This is a genomic window from Demequina capsici (genome assembly GCF_032102965.1).
In the GTDB taxonomy this organism is placed as follows: Bacteria; Actinomycetota; Actinomycetes; order Actinomycetales; family Demequinaceae; genus Demequina; species Demequina capsici.
Genome location: NZ_CP134880.1, coordinates 415,353 through 432,056, shown reverse-complemented (window position 1 = coordinate 432,056; position 16,704 = coordinate 415,353). Strand labels below are relative to the sequence as shown.

13 protein-coding genes are annotated in these 16,704 nt (G+C 68.4%); 5 read left to right on the top strand and 8 right to left on the bottom strand.

The features are described 5' to 3' along the window. The first annotated feature begins 82 nt into the window (after positions 1-82). Positions 83-1,612, top strand: a complete 1,530-nt coding sequence (locus RN607_RS02090; protein WP_313544009.1) for a PucR family transcriptional regulator — start codon at positions 83-85, stop codon at positions 1,610-1,612. A 336-nt stretch (positions 1,613-1,948) separates the two neighbouring features. Here the strand turns inward: RN607_RS02090 and RN607_RS02085 are convergent, their stop codons facing one another. After that, on the bottom strand, positions 1,949-3,466 hold the full coding sequence (locus RN607_RS02085) for a CoA-acylating methylmalonate-semialdehyde dehydrogenase (protein ID WP_376784213.1): 1,518 nt from the start codon (positions 3,464-3,466) through the stop codon (positions 1,949-1,951). A 213-nt stretch (positions 3,467-3,679) separates the two neighbouring features. Then, positions 3,680-4,939: a CAP domain-containing protein gene (locus RN607_RS02080; RefSeq protein WP_313544007.1), complete on the bottom strand. Its 1,260-nt coding sequence runs from the start codon at positions 4,937-4,939 to the stop codon at positions 3,680-3,682. Between the two features lie 516 nt (positions 4,940-5,455). Here RN607_RS02080 and RN607_RS02075 point away from each other — a divergent pair. Both RN607_RS02075 and metX read left to right on the top strand, forming a co-directional pair. Next, complete coding sequence (locus tag RN607_RS02075) at positions 5,456-6,835, top strand: bifunctional o-acetylhomoserine/o-acetylserine sulfhydrylase (RefSeq protein ID WP_313544004.1); 1,380 nt, start codon at positions 5,456-5,458, stop codon at positions 6,833-6,835. Beyond that, positions 6,835-8,031, top strand: a complete 1,197-nt coding sequence (metX, locus tag RN607_RS02070) for a homoserine O-acetyltransferase MetX (protein WP_313544002.1) — start codon at positions 6,835-6,837, stop codon at positions 8,029-8,031. The genes RN607_RS02075 and metX overlap by 1 nt, the downstream gene beginning before the upstream one ends. A 214-nt stretch (positions 8,032-8,245) precedes the next feature. Here metX and RN607_RS02065 read toward each other — a convergent pair whose 3' ends face one another. From RN607_RS02065 to rfbA, 6 genes are all read right to left on the bottom strand, one after another. Further along, positions 8,246-8,374, bottom strand: coding sequence for a hypothetical protein (locus RN607_RS02065; protein ID WP_313499376.1), 129 nt, complete (start codon positions 8,372-8,374; stop codon positions 8,246-8,248). Positions 8,375-8,618: 244 nt separating this feature from the next. After that, the gene (locus RN607_RS02060) at positions 8,619-9,536 is read right to left on the bottom strand and encodes an NAD-dependent epimerase/dehydratase family protein (protein WP_313544000.1); all 918 of its coding nucleotides are present in this window, start codon (positions 9,534-9,536) and stop codon (positions 8,619-8,621) included. Positions 9,537-9,547: 11 nt separating this feature from the next. Further along, complete coding sequence (locus RN607_RS02055; protein WP_313543998.1) at positions 9,548-10,552, bottom strand: GDP-mannose 4,6-dehydratase; 1,005 nt, start codon at positions 10,550-10,552, stop codon at positions 9,548-9,550. Positions 10,553-10,645: 93 nt separating this feature from the next. Next, a complete protein-coding gene (gene rfbD, locus RN607_RS02050) occupies positions 10,646-12,103 on the bottom strand; it encodes a dTDP-4-dehydrorhamnose reductase (protein WP_376784211.1) in 1,458 nt (485 codons plus the stop codon). Further along, on the bottom strand, positions 12,100-13,098 hold the full coding sequence (gene rfbB / locus RN607_RS02045; protein WP_313499368.1) for a dTDP-glucose 4,6-dehydratase: 999 nt from the start codon (positions 13,096-13,098) through the stop codon (positions 12,100-12,102). Before rfbB ends, rfbD begins: the two co-directional genes overlap by 4 nt. Continuing rightward, complete coding sequence (gene rfbA, locus RN607_RS02040; RefSeq protein ID WP_313543994.1) at positions 13,098-13,967, bottom strand: glucose-1-phosphate thymidylyltransferase RfbA; 870 nt, start codon at positions 13,965-13,967, stop codon at positions 13,098-13,100. The genes rfbB and rfbA overlap by 1 nt, the downstream gene beginning before the upstream one ends. Positions 13,968-14,251: 284 nt before the next feature. Here rfbA and RN607_RS02035 point away from each other — a divergent pair, with 284 nt between their 5' ends. Continuing rightward, entirely contained in the window at positions 14,252-15,199 is a 948-nt protein-coding gene (locus tag RN607_RS02035; RefSeq protein WP_313543992.1) for a sulfotransferase family protein, read from the top strand. After that, a complete protein-coding gene (locus tag RN607_RS02030) occupies positions 15,192-16,655 on the top strand; it encodes an oligosaccharide flippase family protein (RefSeq protein ID WP_313543989.1) in 1,464 nt (487 codons plus the stop codon). The genes RN607_RS02035 and RN607_RS02030 overlap by 8 nt, the downstream gene beginning before the upstream one ends. Positions 16,656-16,704 lie beyond the last annotated feature (49 nt).

Below are 16,704 nucleotides of genomic sequence, written 5' to 3'. Positions count from 1 at the left end.
CCGTCACACGGCGCCGCGTTGTCGGATGAGGTGAAAGGACTACCCTCGCTTCAACAGTTCCGTCACATGGAAGGGTGGCACGATGCCGACGACGCTGGCGACGCTCCTGCAGGACGCCCCGCTGGGCCTCAGCCTCAAAGTCCCCGGCCGCTCCGAGGCGCTGACGGAGCCGCTGGCGTGGGCGCACGCCTCCGATCTGGCGGATCCGACGCCGTGGCTGGTCGAGGGCGGGCTGCTGCTGACGGACGGGGTGCAGTTCCGCGATGACGCCTCTGCACAGGCCGCGACCGCGTATGTGGACCGCCTCACGACGCGAGGCGTGCTCGCGCTGGGGTTCGCGGAGGGGATCGTGCATCCGCAGATCCCTGCGACCGTGGTGGATGCCTGCGCGCGCGTGGAGATGCCGCTCCTCAAGGTGCCGCGCGGCACCCCGTTCATGCAGATCATCAGGCACGTCTCCGACGCGATCGCCAGGGACGAGCGTTCCCGGCTGGAGGCGTCCCTCGACGCCCAGCGTGCCGTGGCACGTGCAGCGCTGCGGCCGGACGGCCTGCGCGCGATCCTCGCCGAGCTGGAGGTGAGGCTCGGGACGTGGGTCGCATTGTTCGACGCCTCAGGCGAGCGGGTCGAGATCGCCACCCGGCTGAACGTCCCCGCCGACGCATCGTCCATCGTGGAGGAAGCCGCGCGGCGCCTGCTCGCCAAGGGAAGGCCGGGCACGATCCGCCTGGACGACGAGGGCCTCACTGCGACATTGGAGACGATCGGGCGCCGTGCACCTCTGCGCGGCGTCCTCGCTGTCGGGTCTGCGGGAGACCTGGACTCCGCCGGCGCGGACCTGGTGTCGAGCGTGATCGCTCTCGCGGGCATCGCGCTCGAGCAGAGCCGCACCCTGGAGACTGCGCGTCGACGCCTGCGCGCAGGAATCCTGGAGCTGTTGCGGGCTGGGGCGTTCCAGGTCGCGGAGTCGACGGCGAGCGCCCTCTGGGGCAGCCTTCCCCAAGGGCCCGTGGTCGTGACGATGGTGGCGCCCGAGGGCACCGACACGACGCTGACCGAGCAGCTGGAGACGTTCGCCGACCGCCACCAGGGCCGGGTCTTCTTCGCCGAGCGCGACGGCGCCCTGGTGCTTGTGGCTGCGCAGGGGGATGAGCGTCTCGCGCTGCCGTTCCTCGAGCGGGCGGGCCTGCGGGCGGGCATGTCGGGACCTATCTCCTGGACCGAGCTGGACCGCGGGCTCGACGAGGCGAGACGGGCCTGGGCCAGCGCGTCGGCGTCGCGCCCCGTGGCGAAGTTCCCGGAGCTGGCACGCCGCGGGATGCTCTCCTACCTGGAGGAGGCGGGCGGCGAGGCGGTGGCGCGCAGGCTGCTCGCGCCGCTGCTCGGGGATCCCGCCGACGCTCAGCTGATCGAGGCGGCAGGCGTGTGGCTGGAGAACCTGGGCCAGTGGGATCCTGCGGCGCGGGCCTTGGGCATCCATCGCCAGACGCTGCGCAGCCGGGTGGCGGTCGCGGGCCGCCGTCTGGGGCTGGACCTCGAGCGGGTCGATGACCGCACCGAGCTGTGGACGGCGCTGACGCTGACCCGGATGACGCCCGCGGACCGGGTCTGACGCGCGCGGGGCGCGCGTTTCGCAGAGGCGCGCGCGGCGAACCCACCCTTTCGGGTAGCTCAGTGTCGCTTTCCAGATCTCGCCGCATCTGACGGGTAACTCAGTGTCGTCGCTGGCGACGGCGTCTCGACGCGAGCCTTCGACGCCCGGCAGGACCTCCTCCGGACGCCCCGCGCGGTCCCGGCTCACCGCAGCGACACTGACTCACCCGCCACAGTCACCGACCCCGCAGAACCGACACTGACTCACCCGCCACAGTCACCGACCCCGCCGCCGCACGATCCTCGCCGGGCGCCCTGCGGGAAGTCCGGACGCCGTCGGGAACGACCCCCTTTGTCAGTCCGTCGTCGGGAAGCCCAGGTTGATGCCGCCGTGCGACGGGTCGAGCCACCGGGTCGTGATGACCTTGAGGCGGGTGAAGAAGCGGACCCCCTCGGCGCCGTGCGCACGCGAGTCGCCGAACAGCGAGGCCTTCCAGCCGCCGAACGAGAACGTGGCGACGGGCACGGGGATCGGCACGTTGACGCCGACCATGCCCACCTGGATGTCACGCTGGAAGCGGCGGGCGGCGCCACCGTCGTTCGTGAAGATCGCGGTGCCGTTGCCGAACGCGCCCGTGTTGATCAGCTCCACGCCGTCGTCGAACGTGTCCACCCGCACGATGCTCAGCACCGGTCCGAAGATCTCCTCCCGGTACACGGCCGACGTGGTGGGCACCCTGTCGATGAGCGTGGGGCCCAGCCAGAAGCCGTCGGCGGCGCCGTCGACCTCGATGCCGCGGCCGTCGACGACCACGGAGGCGCCGTCGGCGATGGCGGTGTCGATGTACCCGGCGACCTTGTCGCGGTGCTGCTGGGTGACGAGCGGGCCCATGTCGCAGCCGCGTCGTCCGTCTCCGACACGCAGGCCGGCCATGCGCTCGGTGATCTTGGGCAGGAGCGAGTCGGCCACGTCACCGACGGCGACGATCACGGAGATCGCCATGCAGCGCTCGCCTGCGGACCCGAAGCCGGCGTTGATGGCGGAGTCGGCCACCAGGTCCAGGTCCGCGTCGGGAAGCACGAGCATGTGGTTCTTGGCGCCGCCGAGCGCCTGCACCCGCTTGCCGTGCGCGGTGCCCGTCTCGTACACGTACTTGGCGATGGGGGTGGAGCCGACGAAGGAGATGGCCTCGACGTCGGGGTGGGTGAGCAGCCCGTCGACGGCGACCTTGTCTCCGTGGAGCACGGTGAAGATGCCGTCGGGGAGGCCGGCCTCCTGCCACAGCGCGGCGAGCCAGTTGGCGGCGGACGGATCCTTCTCCGAGGGCTTGAGGATCACGGCGTTCCCGGCGGCGATCGCGATGGGGAAGAACCACATCGGGACCATGGCGGGGAAGTTGAACGGCGAGATGATGCCGACGACGCCCAGCGGCGAGGGGACGGAGTGGACGTCCACCCCGGTGGACACCTGCGACGAGTGGTCGCCCTTGAGGTGCTGGCCGAGCCCGCACGCGAACTCGACGACCTCCTGACCGCGCGCGATCTCGCCCAGGGCGTCGTCCAGGACCTTGCCGTGCTCGGCGGTGATGATCTCGGCGAGCTCGCCCTTGCGCTCGTTGAGGAGCTCACGGAAGCGGAACAGGATCGCGGTGCGGCGGGCCAGCGGGGTCTCTGCCCACGCGGGGAAGGCGGCCTTGGCCGATGCCACGGCGGCGTCGACGTCGTCCTGGGACGCGAGCGCCACCTGCTTGGTGACCACGCCGAGCGCGGGGTCGTAGACGGGCGCGGTGCGGCTGCCGATGCCGGCGGCCTCAGCGCCTGAGATCCAGTGGCCCAGCACCTGCTGGTCGATGGCGGTGGTGTCGGTGCTCACGGGGTCCTCCTTGGCGGCGTGGTTGCGTCGCCTTGAACCTAGGCGAGCGGCCGCCGGTGAGCAGTGGCGCTTCTGTCGTTCCGCGCAGCCTCTGGTCACCTATCACGCTAGCGTGTCGCTGCTCGCCGCGGACAACGGAGCTCTGTCGTGGCACCGGGACAGCTCAGCGCACACGAGGCCCCTCAACGGCCCCATGTGCGCTGAGCGCTGGCCCTACTCGCCGTCCCAGTTGCCCGGGAGCACCACGTCGTTCGACCGGCCGTACGTCAGCACGCCGTCGGCATCACCACCGGCCAGCTCGTTCTTGATGTAGTAGGTGGATCCTCGGCGGACGGTGAGGGTGTCGACGCCGTCGCCGTCCCAGTCGCCGGGCAGCACGGTGTCGGTGGAGCGGCCGTACGTGACGACCGCGTCGGCGTTGCCGCCTGAGAGGTCGTTGCTCACGTAGTAGGTGCTCCCGCGGCGGACCATCAGGGTGTCGCGCCCATTTCCGTTCCAGTCGCCCACGAGGACGGTGTCCGTGGATCGTCCGTACCTCAGCACCGTGTCGGCGTCGCCGCCGGACAGGGAGTTCCTGAGGTAGTAGGTGTTGCCCCTGCGCACCGCGAGGGTGTCGATGCCGTCGCCGTTCCAGTCGCCCACGAGCACCACGTCGCCAGCGCGGCCGTACACGAAGACCTTGTCCGCGTTCCCGCCGGACAGGGAGTTCTTGACGTAGAAGGTGTTGCCCCTGCGGACCATGAGCGTGTCGACGCCGTCGCCGTCCCAGTCGCCCACGAGGACGGTGTCGCCGGCGCGGCCGTAGGTGACGACCTCGTCGGCCTCGCCGCCGCTCAGCTCGTTCTTGATGTAGTAGGTGCTGCTACGACGCACGGTGAGGCTGTCCCCGCTGTCCGAGGCGACGCTGGTCGTGGTCACCGTCTTCGAGGTCGACGTCGACGGATCCGGGCTGCTCGAGTAGCCGCCGAAGACCTGCACTCCCCACGAGACGCCGTACTTGTCCTTGTAGTAGCCGACGCCGATGTAGTTGTAGGACTTGCTCACCATGTTCGCGTGGTGACCGGACGATGCGATCCACTGGTTCGCCAGCTGCGTCACGGGGTCGCTGTAGTACTTGTTCCACGCGACGTTCTCACCCCAGGCGGACCAGCCGCTCGGGATCTGGGTACCGGTGTTGGGATTGTGGCTGAGGGGGACGCCTGCGGTCGGGTCCTTCGCGAGCGCGGCGGCGTAGTTCGCCGCCAGCTGCTCGGCCCAGCCCTGCGCGACGGCGTCGAGCGACGCGGATCGCGTCAGCGCTGCGGCGCCGTTGTAGGACGCGCGCTCCTGGTTGGTGAGGTCGACGATGCGCTGGGCGGGGTCGTCCCACGTGGTCGCGGCATGCGCGACCGGAGACTGAGCGAGGGCGAGGCCCATCGTGACGACCGTGACGAGGACGGCGAGCAGGGCACGTGACCGGGAGCGGACGAGCATTGTTCCCTCAGCGGATGCGCCGAGCCGGGCGCGTGCGGGCCGGCGGCTGATCCCACCGGCGACGCCATCGTCACGGGGTGACGCGCCCAAGTTCAACGAGATGTGGTTCTTCCCACTCCCGCTCAAGTCCGCGCTTTCACGGCGAATGTGAGGAAAGCGACATCGGCTGGCGGACCGGGAGCGTGAAAGTGGCATCTTGCGCGCTGGCGTGTGCGTGCCCTAACCTGTGCCACATGTTCCGTCGAATGTGCCGCTGACCCGCGCACGTTCGGCGTGCGCCCAGACGGGCGCCGCTCGCGACTGAGTCCCGCAAGGCCTTGAGGCTTGCAGAGGATCGGCGAGCACAGACTCCCTGAAGGGCGCGAGAGCCCACGTGTCGCACCGCGCCCCTGGGGGTTGCGGACGGTCGGCGCGCTTGCACGCCCGACGGTCGGCGACGGTGGCCCGGCGGTGCGGATCAGCCCCCTGCATCAGATCCACTCCCCCACCCCGGACATCAACCACTGGAGCATTGACATGACGAACGACGCACCGAACACCGACAGCTGGGCCTTCGAGACCAAGCAGATCCACGCCGGCCAGGCGCCCGACTCCGAGACCGGCTCGCGCGCGCTGCCGATCTACCAGACCACCGCGTACGTGTTCGATGACACGACGCAGGCCGCCAACCGCTTCGCGCTCGCGGAGCTGGGCCCCATCTACACGCGCATCGGAAACCCCACCCAGCAGGCGGTCGAGGACCGCGTGGCGGCGCTTGAGGGCGGCGTTGGCGCGCTGCTCGTGGCATCGGGCAGCGCGGCGAACACGCTGGCCATCCAGAACATCGCGGAGGCGGGCGACCACATCGTCTCCTCCCCCAGCCTGTACGGCGGCACCTACAACCTGTTCCACTACACGCTGCCCAAGTGGGGCATCGAGGTGACGTTCGTGGAGGACCCGGACGACCCGCAGTCGTGGCGTGACGCGGTCCGCCCGAACACGAAGGCGTTCTTCGGCGAGTCGATCTCCAACCCCAAGCAGGACCTGCTGGACATCGAGACGGTGGCGGGCATCGCGCACGAGGTGGGCGTGCCGCTCATCGTGGACAACACGGTCGCCTCGCCGTACCTGATCCAGCCGCTCAAGTGGGGCGCGGACATCGTCACGCATTCCGCCACCAAGTACCTGGGCGGCCACGGCACGGCGATCGGCGGCGTGATCGTGGACGGCGGTTCGTTCGACTTCGGGCAGGACAAGGACCGCTTCCCCAACTACAACACCCCGGACCCGAGCTACCACGGCCTCGTGTACGCCCGTGACCTGGGCGTCGGCTCGGCGTTCGGCGCGAACCTGGCGTTCATCCTGAAGGCGCGCGTGACCCTGCTGCGCGACACGGGCGCGGCGATCTCGCCGTTCAACGCGTTCCTCATCGCGCAGGGCATCGAGACGCTGTCGTTGCGTGTGGAGCGTCACGTGGAGAACGCGAGGGCCGTCGCGGAGTTCCTTGCGGACAGGGACGACGTGGAGACCGTCGCCTACTCGGGCCTGCCCACCTCCGCGTGGCACCACCTTCAGCTCAAGTACGCACCGAAGGGCGGGGGCTCCGTGCTCGCGTTCGAGATCGCGGGAGGCAAGGAGGCGGGTCAGGCGTTCGTGGACGCGCTGCAGCTGCACTCCTTGGTGGCGAACATCGGCGACGTGCGTTCGCTTGCCATCCACCCTGCCACGACGACGCACTCCCAGCTCACGGCCGACGAGCAGCTCACGGCCGGCGTCACCCCTGGTCTGGTGCGGTTGTCGGTGGGCATCGAGGGTATCCAGGACATCCTGGCGGACCTGGAGACGGGCTTCGCGGCAGCGGCCGCCGTGCGCGAGGCCGCGGAGGCTGCCGACGGCGCGCATACGGTGACCGTCTGATGGATGACGACTACTCGTCATGGGTGCCTGACGCGGGGGTGGAGGAGGGGCTGCGGCCCCTCCCCGCCTCGGCGGCGTGGCTTCCTGGCGACGAGCCGGGCCGGCGGCAGTTCCTCGCGATCGAGGGGCTGCCGCTGGAGTCCGACCCGCTGGGCTGGATCGATGTGACGCTCGCCTACGAGACGTGGGGCCAGCTCAACGAGGCTCGCGACAACGCCGTCTACGTGGCGCATGCGTTCACCGGCGACTCGCATGTGTCGGGCGCCGCCGGTGACGGGCACCTGACCGGCGGCTGGTGGAACGGGCTTGTGGGCCCGGGCAGGCCGATCGACACGGACCGTTACTTCGTGGTGTGCGCGAATGTGGTCGGGGGGTGCCAGGGCACGACCGGCCCGGCGCATCCTCACCCGGTCGACGGGCTCCCGTGGGGCTCACGGTTCCCTTGGCTGACGCTTCGCGACATGGTGCAGGCGGAGGCTCACCTGGCCGACCACCTGGGCGTGGACAGCTGGGCGCTCGTGATCGGCCCATCGATGGGCGGCATGCGCGCCGTCGAGTGGGCTGCGACGTTCCCGGAGCGCGTGCGCGCGATCGGCGCGGTGGGCACGACGGCGGAGACGACAGCCGAGCAGATCGCGTGGAACGCGGCGCAGACCGCAGCGATCCGTCTGGACCCTGCGTTCCGGGGAGGCGACTACTACGGTGCGGCGGACGGCGCCGGCCCGTACCTGGGCCTGGGGATCGCCCGCGCGATCGCGCATACGACGTACCGGTCGGAGCAGGAGCTCGACGCCCGGTTCGGCCGGCGCGCCCAGATCGGCGATCCGCTCGCACCGGACGGCATGTTCGCCGTCGAGTCGTACCTGGACCATCATGCCGACAAGCTCGCGCGGCGATTCGACGCGAACTCGTACCTGCGCATGATCCACGCGGTGAACACGCATGACGTGGGGCGCGGCCGCGGCGGGCTCGCTGCCGCGCTTGCGGGGTTCGTGGGCGACGCGCTCGTGATCGCGATCGACTCCGATCGCCTCTACCCGCTGTCCAACTCCGAGCGTCTCGCGGCGGCCCTGCCAGGGGCGGTGGAGGTGACGGTGCTGCACTCGGACATCGGCCATGACGGCTTCCTGGTGGACTCGACCGGCCTGAACGATGCTGTGGAGGTTCTGCTGCGCCGCGTGCAGGCCCGGGTGTAGCAGGACGTGAAGAAGCCCCGCCGAGAGGTCTCTCGACGGGGCTCGCACACGGGCTGAGCAGTGCTCAGCGGGGAGGGTTAGCGGTGGCGTACCGTGCCGGCCGCGCGGGCGGGGGAGGCGGTGCAACCCTGACGCGCACCGCCGGGGATCGGCAGGACCGAGCCGCCGAGGTCCATGCCCCGGCAGGATCCGAGGCGCGCATTGGCGGACATGATCAGCGGATGTCCGTCTTGGAGGTGGCGCTCATCGCGTCGATGATCTCGTCGCGGACGCTGGCGGGGAGGTTGGCGTAGTTGGCGCCGGCGCTCTTGCGAGAGAACGCGGAGGTGATGGTCTCGAACATTGTTCTTCCTCTGCTCCTTGATCGGAACCGGGGAGGACGTGGAGTCCGGTTCCCCGGTGGCCCCACGTTGGGACAATGCGAAAGTCCCGCCATGAACGCTGTCAGTCGACGTTGTCATGAGCGGGACGCTGTGTTCACTATATACGGCGATCGGCGGATCGTGGTAGTCGGATGCGATCCAGATCACACCACCTGTCGACCGCAGCGCACAGCCTGTCGCGCCCGCCACCTCGAGCGGAGCAGCCTAGGACCGTGATCGCGCGTCAGCGACGAAGTCGGCGATCGACTGCTCGAGCGAATGCTGGGGAGCCCATGCGAGCTCGTCTCTCAGACGGTCTGCGGAGCCGATCACCTCGTCGACGTCGGTCGGACGAAGGATGTGCGAATCGGTGACGAGCTCCGGCACGTCGCGACCCATCGCTCCAGCTATTGCCGCAAGCATCTCGTACCCGGACCGCGACCGGCCGGACGCGACGTTGTAGACACCATGCGTCCAGGACTCCGCCTGAGCGAGAACGAGGTATGCGCGCGCGACGTCTCGCACGTCCAGGTAGTCGCGTCGCGTCGACAGGTTGCCGACCGACAGCGGCTCGCCTTCGGGGAGCAGTGCCAACCGCGCGTACAGGTCGGGCACCAGGAAGCCTTGCCGCTGGCCAGGGCCGACGTGGTTGAACGGTCTCGCGACGACCGTACGAAGTCCCCGATGCCGATAGTAGGTCATCTGGTTCTCTACCAGGAGCTTGCTGACCGCATAAGGGGAAGAGATTCCTACCGGGGAGTCCTCGGTGAGCGGCTCGCGGGTGCTGCCGTACACGGCACCTGACGACACTGCGACGAGCGTCCCGCGGTAGTCGGCAGCCAGGAGCGCCTCGGCCATGTGAGTCACGATGCGCGAGTTCGCCTCGATGTAGAGCTGCGGCCTCTCGAACGACGGCCCGACGGCGGCGAGCCCTGCCAGATGGATGACCGCGTCGACCGCCGGGAGCGCTGGCCAACCTTCTGTGAGGTCAGCCTGCACGTACGTGTGGACGTGCGCGGCGACGTCAGGCGCGAGCGCGCCGGAGCGTCCCACGCCATGCACCGCCACGCCTGCCTCGTACGCGAGCGCGGCCACGTGCCGGCCCACGAAACCGTCGATGCCTGTGACAAGGACGGATCGCAAGGCCGAGCGCATCAGGCGGGCAGGTTCTTGCGCTGGAGCGCGATGTCGTGGTCGATCATCCGCTTCACGAGACCAGCGAAGTCGACGTCACGGTGCCAGCCGAGGGTCTGCTCGGCCTTGGCCGGGTCGCCCAGCAGGATGTCCACCTCCGCGGGGCGCATGAACGCAGGGTTCTGAACCACGTACGGGTGCCAGTCGTCGATGCCCACTGCGGCGAATGCCTCTGTCAGGAAGTCCTCGATCGAGTGGGTCTCGCCTGTGGCGAGCACGAAGTCGTCGGGCTCAGGGTGCTGGAGCATCTGCCACATGCCACGCACGTAGTCGCCGGCGTAACCCCAGTCGCGCTTGGGCCACAGATCGCCCAGCTCGATCTTGTCCTGCAGGCCCAGGTGGATGCGGGCGACGGCGTCGGTGATCTTTCGGGTCACGAACTCGATGCCGCGCCGCTCACCTTCGTGATTGAAGAGGATGCCGCAGGCGACGAACATGCCGTAGCTCTCGCGGTAGTTCTTGGCTATCCAGTGGCCGTACAGCTTGGCGACCCCGTACGGGCTTCGCGGGTGGAAGAGCGAATCCTCGTTGTAGCCGGATCCCGGACGGTTGTAGTCGAGCCCGCCGAACATCTCGGACGTCGATGCCTGGTAGAACTTCGTCTTCTCGGCGCGACCCGTGAGACGCACCGCCTCGAGCAGGTTCAGCACGCCCTTTCCGGTGACCTCTGCAGTGAGGGAAGGGTTCTTGAAGGAGTAGCCGACGTGGCTGATCGCGCCGAGGTTGTAGACCTCGTCCGGGTCCGACGTGTCGACCGCGTGGACGAGTGCCGCCGGATCGGTGAGGTCGCCCTCGATGAGCTTCACGAACGGCAGGTCGGCCTCCACCGCGGCCTTGCGCGGGTTGCTCTGGCCACGGATCAGGCCGAAGACCTCATAGCCCTGCTCGTGCAGCAGCTCCGCGATGTGCCCGCCGTCCTGGCCGGTGATTCCAGTCACAAGCGCTGACTTGCTCGCCCCAGACATGTCAAAAAACTCCTCAATGAACTTCCGCAAGGTTACGCGGGGACGAGCATATCGGCCAGGCATGTAGGAACCTGCCCGCCCGCTTGGTCATGCCTACCGGGACTGGTGGAGGTACTCCTCGAGCGACTCCCGCCAGTCGCGCGCGATGAACCCTGTCGCCTCGATCTTGGCCATGTCGAGCACACTGTTGGCGGGGCGCGGAGCCACCGGAACCGTCGCGCTCGCGAAGTACTCCGCGGTGGACACCGGCGTCACCGACGAGCCTGCGATCCCGTCGACCGCGGTGACGCCGGGGACTGAGCCGGCAGCGACAAGGTCGTAGACCTCGCTCGCGACCGTCGCCCAGGACGCCGGCTCTCCCGATCCCGTGAGGTTGTAGGTGCCGTACGGCGCTGCCGTCTCGACCAGGTGCCGGATGCCCCGTGCCAGGTCAGCGGTGAAGGTGAGGCGTCCCACCTGGTCGTCCACCACGCTCGGCGCGACGCCCCGACCGGCCAGCCCTGCCATCGTCCTGACGAAGTTCTTCCCGTCGCCGATCACCCAGCTGGTGCGCACGATGTAGTGCTTGGGCGCGCCGGCCACGGCGATGTCCCCTGCCGCCTTGGACTGCCCGTACACGCCTAGCGGCGCGAACGGCTCGCCCTCGGTGTACGGCATGGTCGACGAGCCGTCGAACACATAGTCGGAGGACACGTGCACCAGGGTGATGCGATGCTCCGCGGCGATCCGCGCGAGCGCTGCCGGCGCTGAGGCGTTCGCGGCCCACGCGTCGGCACGGCCCTCGGGCGTCTCCGCGACGTCGACCGCGGTGTAAGCGGCCGCGTTGAGGATCACGTTCACCTCGTGCCACGGGTAGTCCGTCGCGAGCGTCGGCGAGCTGATGTCCAGCTCCTCACGGTCCACGAGGTCCAGGACGTGGTCGTGCGCGAGCTCCGCCTCCAGAGCACGGCCGAGTTGCCCCTTCGAGCCGATGATGACGGTGCGACGCTGGCGAACCGGCGTGATCGCGTCCAAGGGCGGGTGGCCCTTGTCCTTGTCGGAGACCTCAGCCTGGTCCAGCGGGATCGGCCATGGCACGGCGACCGTCTCGTCGGCCAAGTTGAGCAGTGCATACTCTGCGTCGGGCGACCAGTGCGCGTTCACCAGGTACGAGTAGGCGGTGCCCTCCTCGAGCGTCTGGAAGGCGTTGCCTACGCCGCGGGGCACGAACACTGCCCGCGAGGGGTCGATCTCAGCGGTCACCACCGCGCCGAAGGTCGGTCCCTCGCGCAGGTCCACCCAGGCCCCGAAGATGCGGCCCGTGGCCACCGACACCCACTTGTCCCAGGGCTCCGCGTGGATGCCTCGCGTGGTGCCGACGGTCGCGTTGAACGAGATGTTGTTCTGCACGGGGCCGAAGTCGGGCAGTCCAAGCGCAGTCATCTTCTCCCGCTGCCAGTTCTCCTTGAACCAGCCGCGGGAGTCGCCGTGGACCGGCAGGTCCCACAGGGTAAGACCGGGGATGGCGGTCTCGGTCGACGTGAGCTGCTTGGGGCCGTCGGCCACGTTCACTGTCCCTTCGAGGCGTAGAACGCCTCGGTCTTGTCCTTCGCCGGCGCCCACCATGCCTCGTGGGCTCGGTACCAGTCGATCGTCGCCTTCATGCCGGACTCGAAGTCCTGGAACGACGGCGCCCACCCGAGCTCCGTGCGCAGGCGCGTGGAGTCGATCGCGTACCGCATGTCGTGGCCGGGGCGGTCCGTGACGTGGTCGTATGCGTCGGCGGGCTGGCCCATCAGCGTGAGGATGAGCTCGACGACGTCCTTGTTGTTCTTCTCGCCGTCGGCGCCGATCAGGTAGGTCTCGCCGATCGTGCCCTTCTCCAGGATGGTCAGCACGGCCGAGGAGTGGTCGTCGGCGTGGATCCAGTCGCGCACGTTCTCGCCCGCGCCGTACAGCTTGGGTCGGATGCCGCGGATCACGTTGGTGATCTGGCGCGGGATGAACTTCTCCACGTGCTGGTACGGGCCGTAGTTGTTCGAGCAGTTCGAGATGGTGGCCTGCACACCGAAGGAACGCACCCAGGCGCGTACCAGCAGGTCCGATCCCGCCTTGGTCGACGAGTACGGGGACGACGGGTTGTACGGCGTCGTCTCGGTGAACTTGGCCGGGTCGTCCAGCTCCAGGTCGCCGTACACCTCGTCCGTGGAGATGTGGTGGTAGCGCTTGCCGTGCTTGCGCACTGCCTCGAGCAGTGTGTAGGTGCCGATCAGGTTCGTGTGGACGAACGGGAACGGGTTGTCCAACGAGTTGTCGTTGTGGCTCTCCGCCGCGTAGTGGACGACGGCGTCCGCGTCCTTGACCAGGGCGTCGACCACGGCGACATCCGTGATGTCGCCCTTGACGAACGTGAAGCGGTCGGCTGGAAGACCGTCCAGCGACGCGCGGTTGCCCGCGTACGTCAACGCATCGAGGACCGTGACCGTGTGATCGGTCGTGGCCAGGACGTGGTGGACGAAGTTCGAGCCGATGAAGCCCGCGCCTCCGGTGACAAGAAGGTGGGACATCACTTGCCTCGCTTCACAAGATCGATCAGGTACAGGCCGTAACCGGACTTCGCGAGCGCCTCGCCCCGCTCCAGCAGCTCCGCGTCGGACAGGAAGCCCCGACGCCACGCCACCTCCTCCGGAGCACCGATCTTCAGCCCGGTGCGGTGCTCCATGGTGCGCACGAACTCGCCGGCATCTGCCATCTGCTCGAACGTGCCCGTGTCCAGCCAGGCGGTGCCGCGAGGAAGGACCTCCACCTTCAGCGTTCCGCGGCTCAGATACTCGCGGTTGACGTCGGTGATCTCATACTCGCCGCGGGGGCTCGGCTTCAGGTTGCGGGCGATCTCCACCACGTCGTTGTCGTAGAAGTAGAGGCCCGGAATCGCGTAGTTGCTCTTGGGCTCCGCCGGCTTCTCTTCCAGCGACAGGACCGTGCCGTCGGCGTCGAACTCGACGACGCCGTACGCCTCGGGGTCTGCAACCCAGTAGGCGAAGACGGCAGCGCCTGACAGGTCGTCGAAGCGGTGCAGCTGGCTGCCCAGCCCGGGGCCGTAGAGCAGGTTGTCGCCCAGCACCAGCGCGACGCTGTCCTCACCGATGAAGTCCGCACCGATGGTGAACGCCTGGGCGAGGCCGTCAGGCGACGGCTGCTGTGCGTAGCTGATCGAGACACCGAACTGGCTGCCGTCGCCCAGCAGACGTTCGAAGCCCGGCGCGTCATGCGGTGTGGTGATGACGAGGATCTCGTCGATCCCCGCGAGCATGAGAGTGGACAACGGGTAGTAGACCATCGGCTTGTCGTATACCGGGACCAGCTGCTTGGACACACCCATCGTGATGGGGTGCAGCCGGGAGCCGGTTCCGCCGGCCAGAATGATGCCCTTCACCGGTTTCCTTTCGTACGGACGACACACGCGACGCAACAGGATGGCGCACGCAAGAGACGTCCGGCTGACAGTGAACTTCCACAAGTGTAGGGGGCGGCGTGGCGCAGCGTCCGACGTTCCGCACCCACGCGGACGGCAGTCGTCCGGTGCGCCGCGACGCACCCGAGACCACGGTGCGTACCGCGGATGGCAAAATGGCTCAGTACGCTCGGAGCCTCTCCCACGATGCCGGAAGCCGCTCAAGTGAATGCCTATACGACCACACCTACTAGGAGGAAGCGCGCGTGAACGCCGCACCACAAGGTCCCCGTGTTCCCGCCTTCGTCGTGGTCGGCGCCCAGAAGGCCGGCACCACTACTCTTCATGAGTGGCTGGCGTCGGACCCAGCGTTTTCGGTGCCCGCAATCAAGGAGACGCACTTCTTCACGGACGCCACGCTGCGAGAGAAGGGTCTCTCCTGGTATACAAGCCAATTCCCCGAAAACGGCGGGCTCCGCGGCGAGGTCGATCCCGACTATCTCTCCTCACCTGAGGCGGCACGAGACCTCCGCTCGGTGGTCGGAGACGTCCCGATCGTGATCCTGATGCGCGATCCCATTCGCCGGAGCCACTCGCAGTACCAGATGTCCGTCAGACGCGGCCTGGAGCAGCGGCCGTTCGCCGACGCTCTCGAGGCGGAGTTCACGCTCCTGGCGAACGGCGAGCGCGCCAGCGATCACCTCGACTACCTCTGGCGGAGCCTGTACTCACGCCACATCGCCACCTATCGGTCCCTGTTCTCTCACGTCCGGGTGTACCGCTTCGAGGACCTCGTCACAGGTTCCCCTGAGTCGCGCCAGGACTTCTACGAGGACTTCGTCCGCTTCATCTTCCAGGATCCGGAACGCATCGTGCGCGCACCGTCCACGCACCAGGCGAATCCAGCCGGCCGGGCTCGAAACGGCGCGCTGGCGCGCCTGATCTGGGATCGAGGTTCCGCTACGCGCCTGAGGCGGTTCGTCCGCACGGCAATCCCAAGCGAGACGGTCCGGGCTTCTGCTGCTCGCAAACTCGACAAGCTCAACCGCGCCGACGGCGCGGCGACAGGCAAGCTGGAGCTCGCCGACGTGCCCGTCGGGGTACGGCAGTTGCTCCTTGAGGACATCGCGCTGACTGCCACGGTCACAGGTCTACAACTCGACGGCTGGGAACGGTCACTCACCCCGAACGAGGGCGCCGCGCAGAATGGCTGACGGGCCAAGCCTCTCCGCATCGGGAGCGCGCGGGAGCCTCGTCACACTCGTCTCACAGGGCGGTCTGATTGCGATCCAGTTCGCAAGCCTCGTGGTGCTCGCTCATCTGCTCACACCTGATGTATTTGGCGCCGTTGCCGTTGTGTCCGCCATCGTCACCTTCGCAACTGCAATCGTGTTCTTCGGCCTGCCGATGGCAACGTTGCAGGCGACGACTCTCTCCAGCGGCGCAGCATCGGCGCTGCTGATCATCAACGCGGCGTTGGGCTTCGCCGCAGGGCTGATCCTCTTCGCGTCCGCAGGGTGGCTCGCGGCGCTTTACGACACCCCGGAGCTCACGGCCGTGTGTCGGATCCTCGCAGCCGTGCCAGTGGTTCAGGGGTTGACTATCCAGTTCCGTCAACACCTTTCTCGAGACTTGCGATTCGGGGCAATCGCGGTGGCGGACGTGCTTGGGCAGGTGTGCGGCCTGGCCGTAGCCGTGATCGTCGCCATGGCAGGGGGAACCTACTCTGTGCTGACGGCGCAGTTGCTCACCGCCACGGTGGTACAGGCACTCATCGTCGTCGCCGCCGCGCGCTGGATCCCACGATCACCAGGCAACTGGCGCTCTGAGGTCAAGGACGTCGTGCGCACCGGCATGCACATCTTCGGGATGAACCTGACGCTCCAAGCTTCTCGCGCGGTCACAGTGCCCGCTTTGGGCCTCGTCGCGAGCCCTGTCGCTGTCGGCCAGTACGACCGCGCACAGCAGCTGGTCGCGACCCCCGTTGCGCTCGCCATAGACCAGATGCAGCGCGTCGTGGTTCCCGTGCTTACCCGCGTCCGTGGCGAGTCGGCACGGCTCCTCAATTACATCCAAGCCTTCCAGCTCATCGCCGCGTACGGCACGTCGACAGCATTGCTTGTCGCTGCGGCGCTCGGCGAGCCGCTCGTGGAGGTCGTGCTCGGCCCCGGGTGGGAGACGGCAGGCGTCCTGGTCCAGCTCCTCGCTGTCGGGGCCGCCGCGCGCGCGCTGGCGCAGACCAACCAGTGGTTGTTCATCGGCGGCGGCCACTCGCGTGCAGGTTTCAGGCTCAACCTCTGGGCCCAGCCCGCGATCGTGGCGCTTTCGCTCGCGGGCCTCCCCTGGGGCGCATCGGGGGTAGCAATCGCAAGCACTGCAGGTTGGCTCGCGTTTTGGCCCCTCTCGACCGCCGCGGTGGCTCGGGCGATGAGCTTTCCGCTCGCCTCACTCATGAGCGTCTCCGTGCGAGGGGCACTGCTTTTCGCGCTGCCCGCCGCGGCAGCTGCTCGCTTCGCCTTGAGCTTCAACGCGACTCCGGTGACCTCGCTCGCAATCGGCATCGCCTTTGCGATTACTGGCGGCCTCCTCAGCGCCGCGGTCTTCCCTGGCGTCCGGAAGGACGTTGGGGCCGTGCTCGGCTACCTGCGAATCGCCCTCCAACGCACGTAGACCGGGCCCGGGGCCAAACGACGAAGCGCGGCAAGCCGGTCCGCGCGGC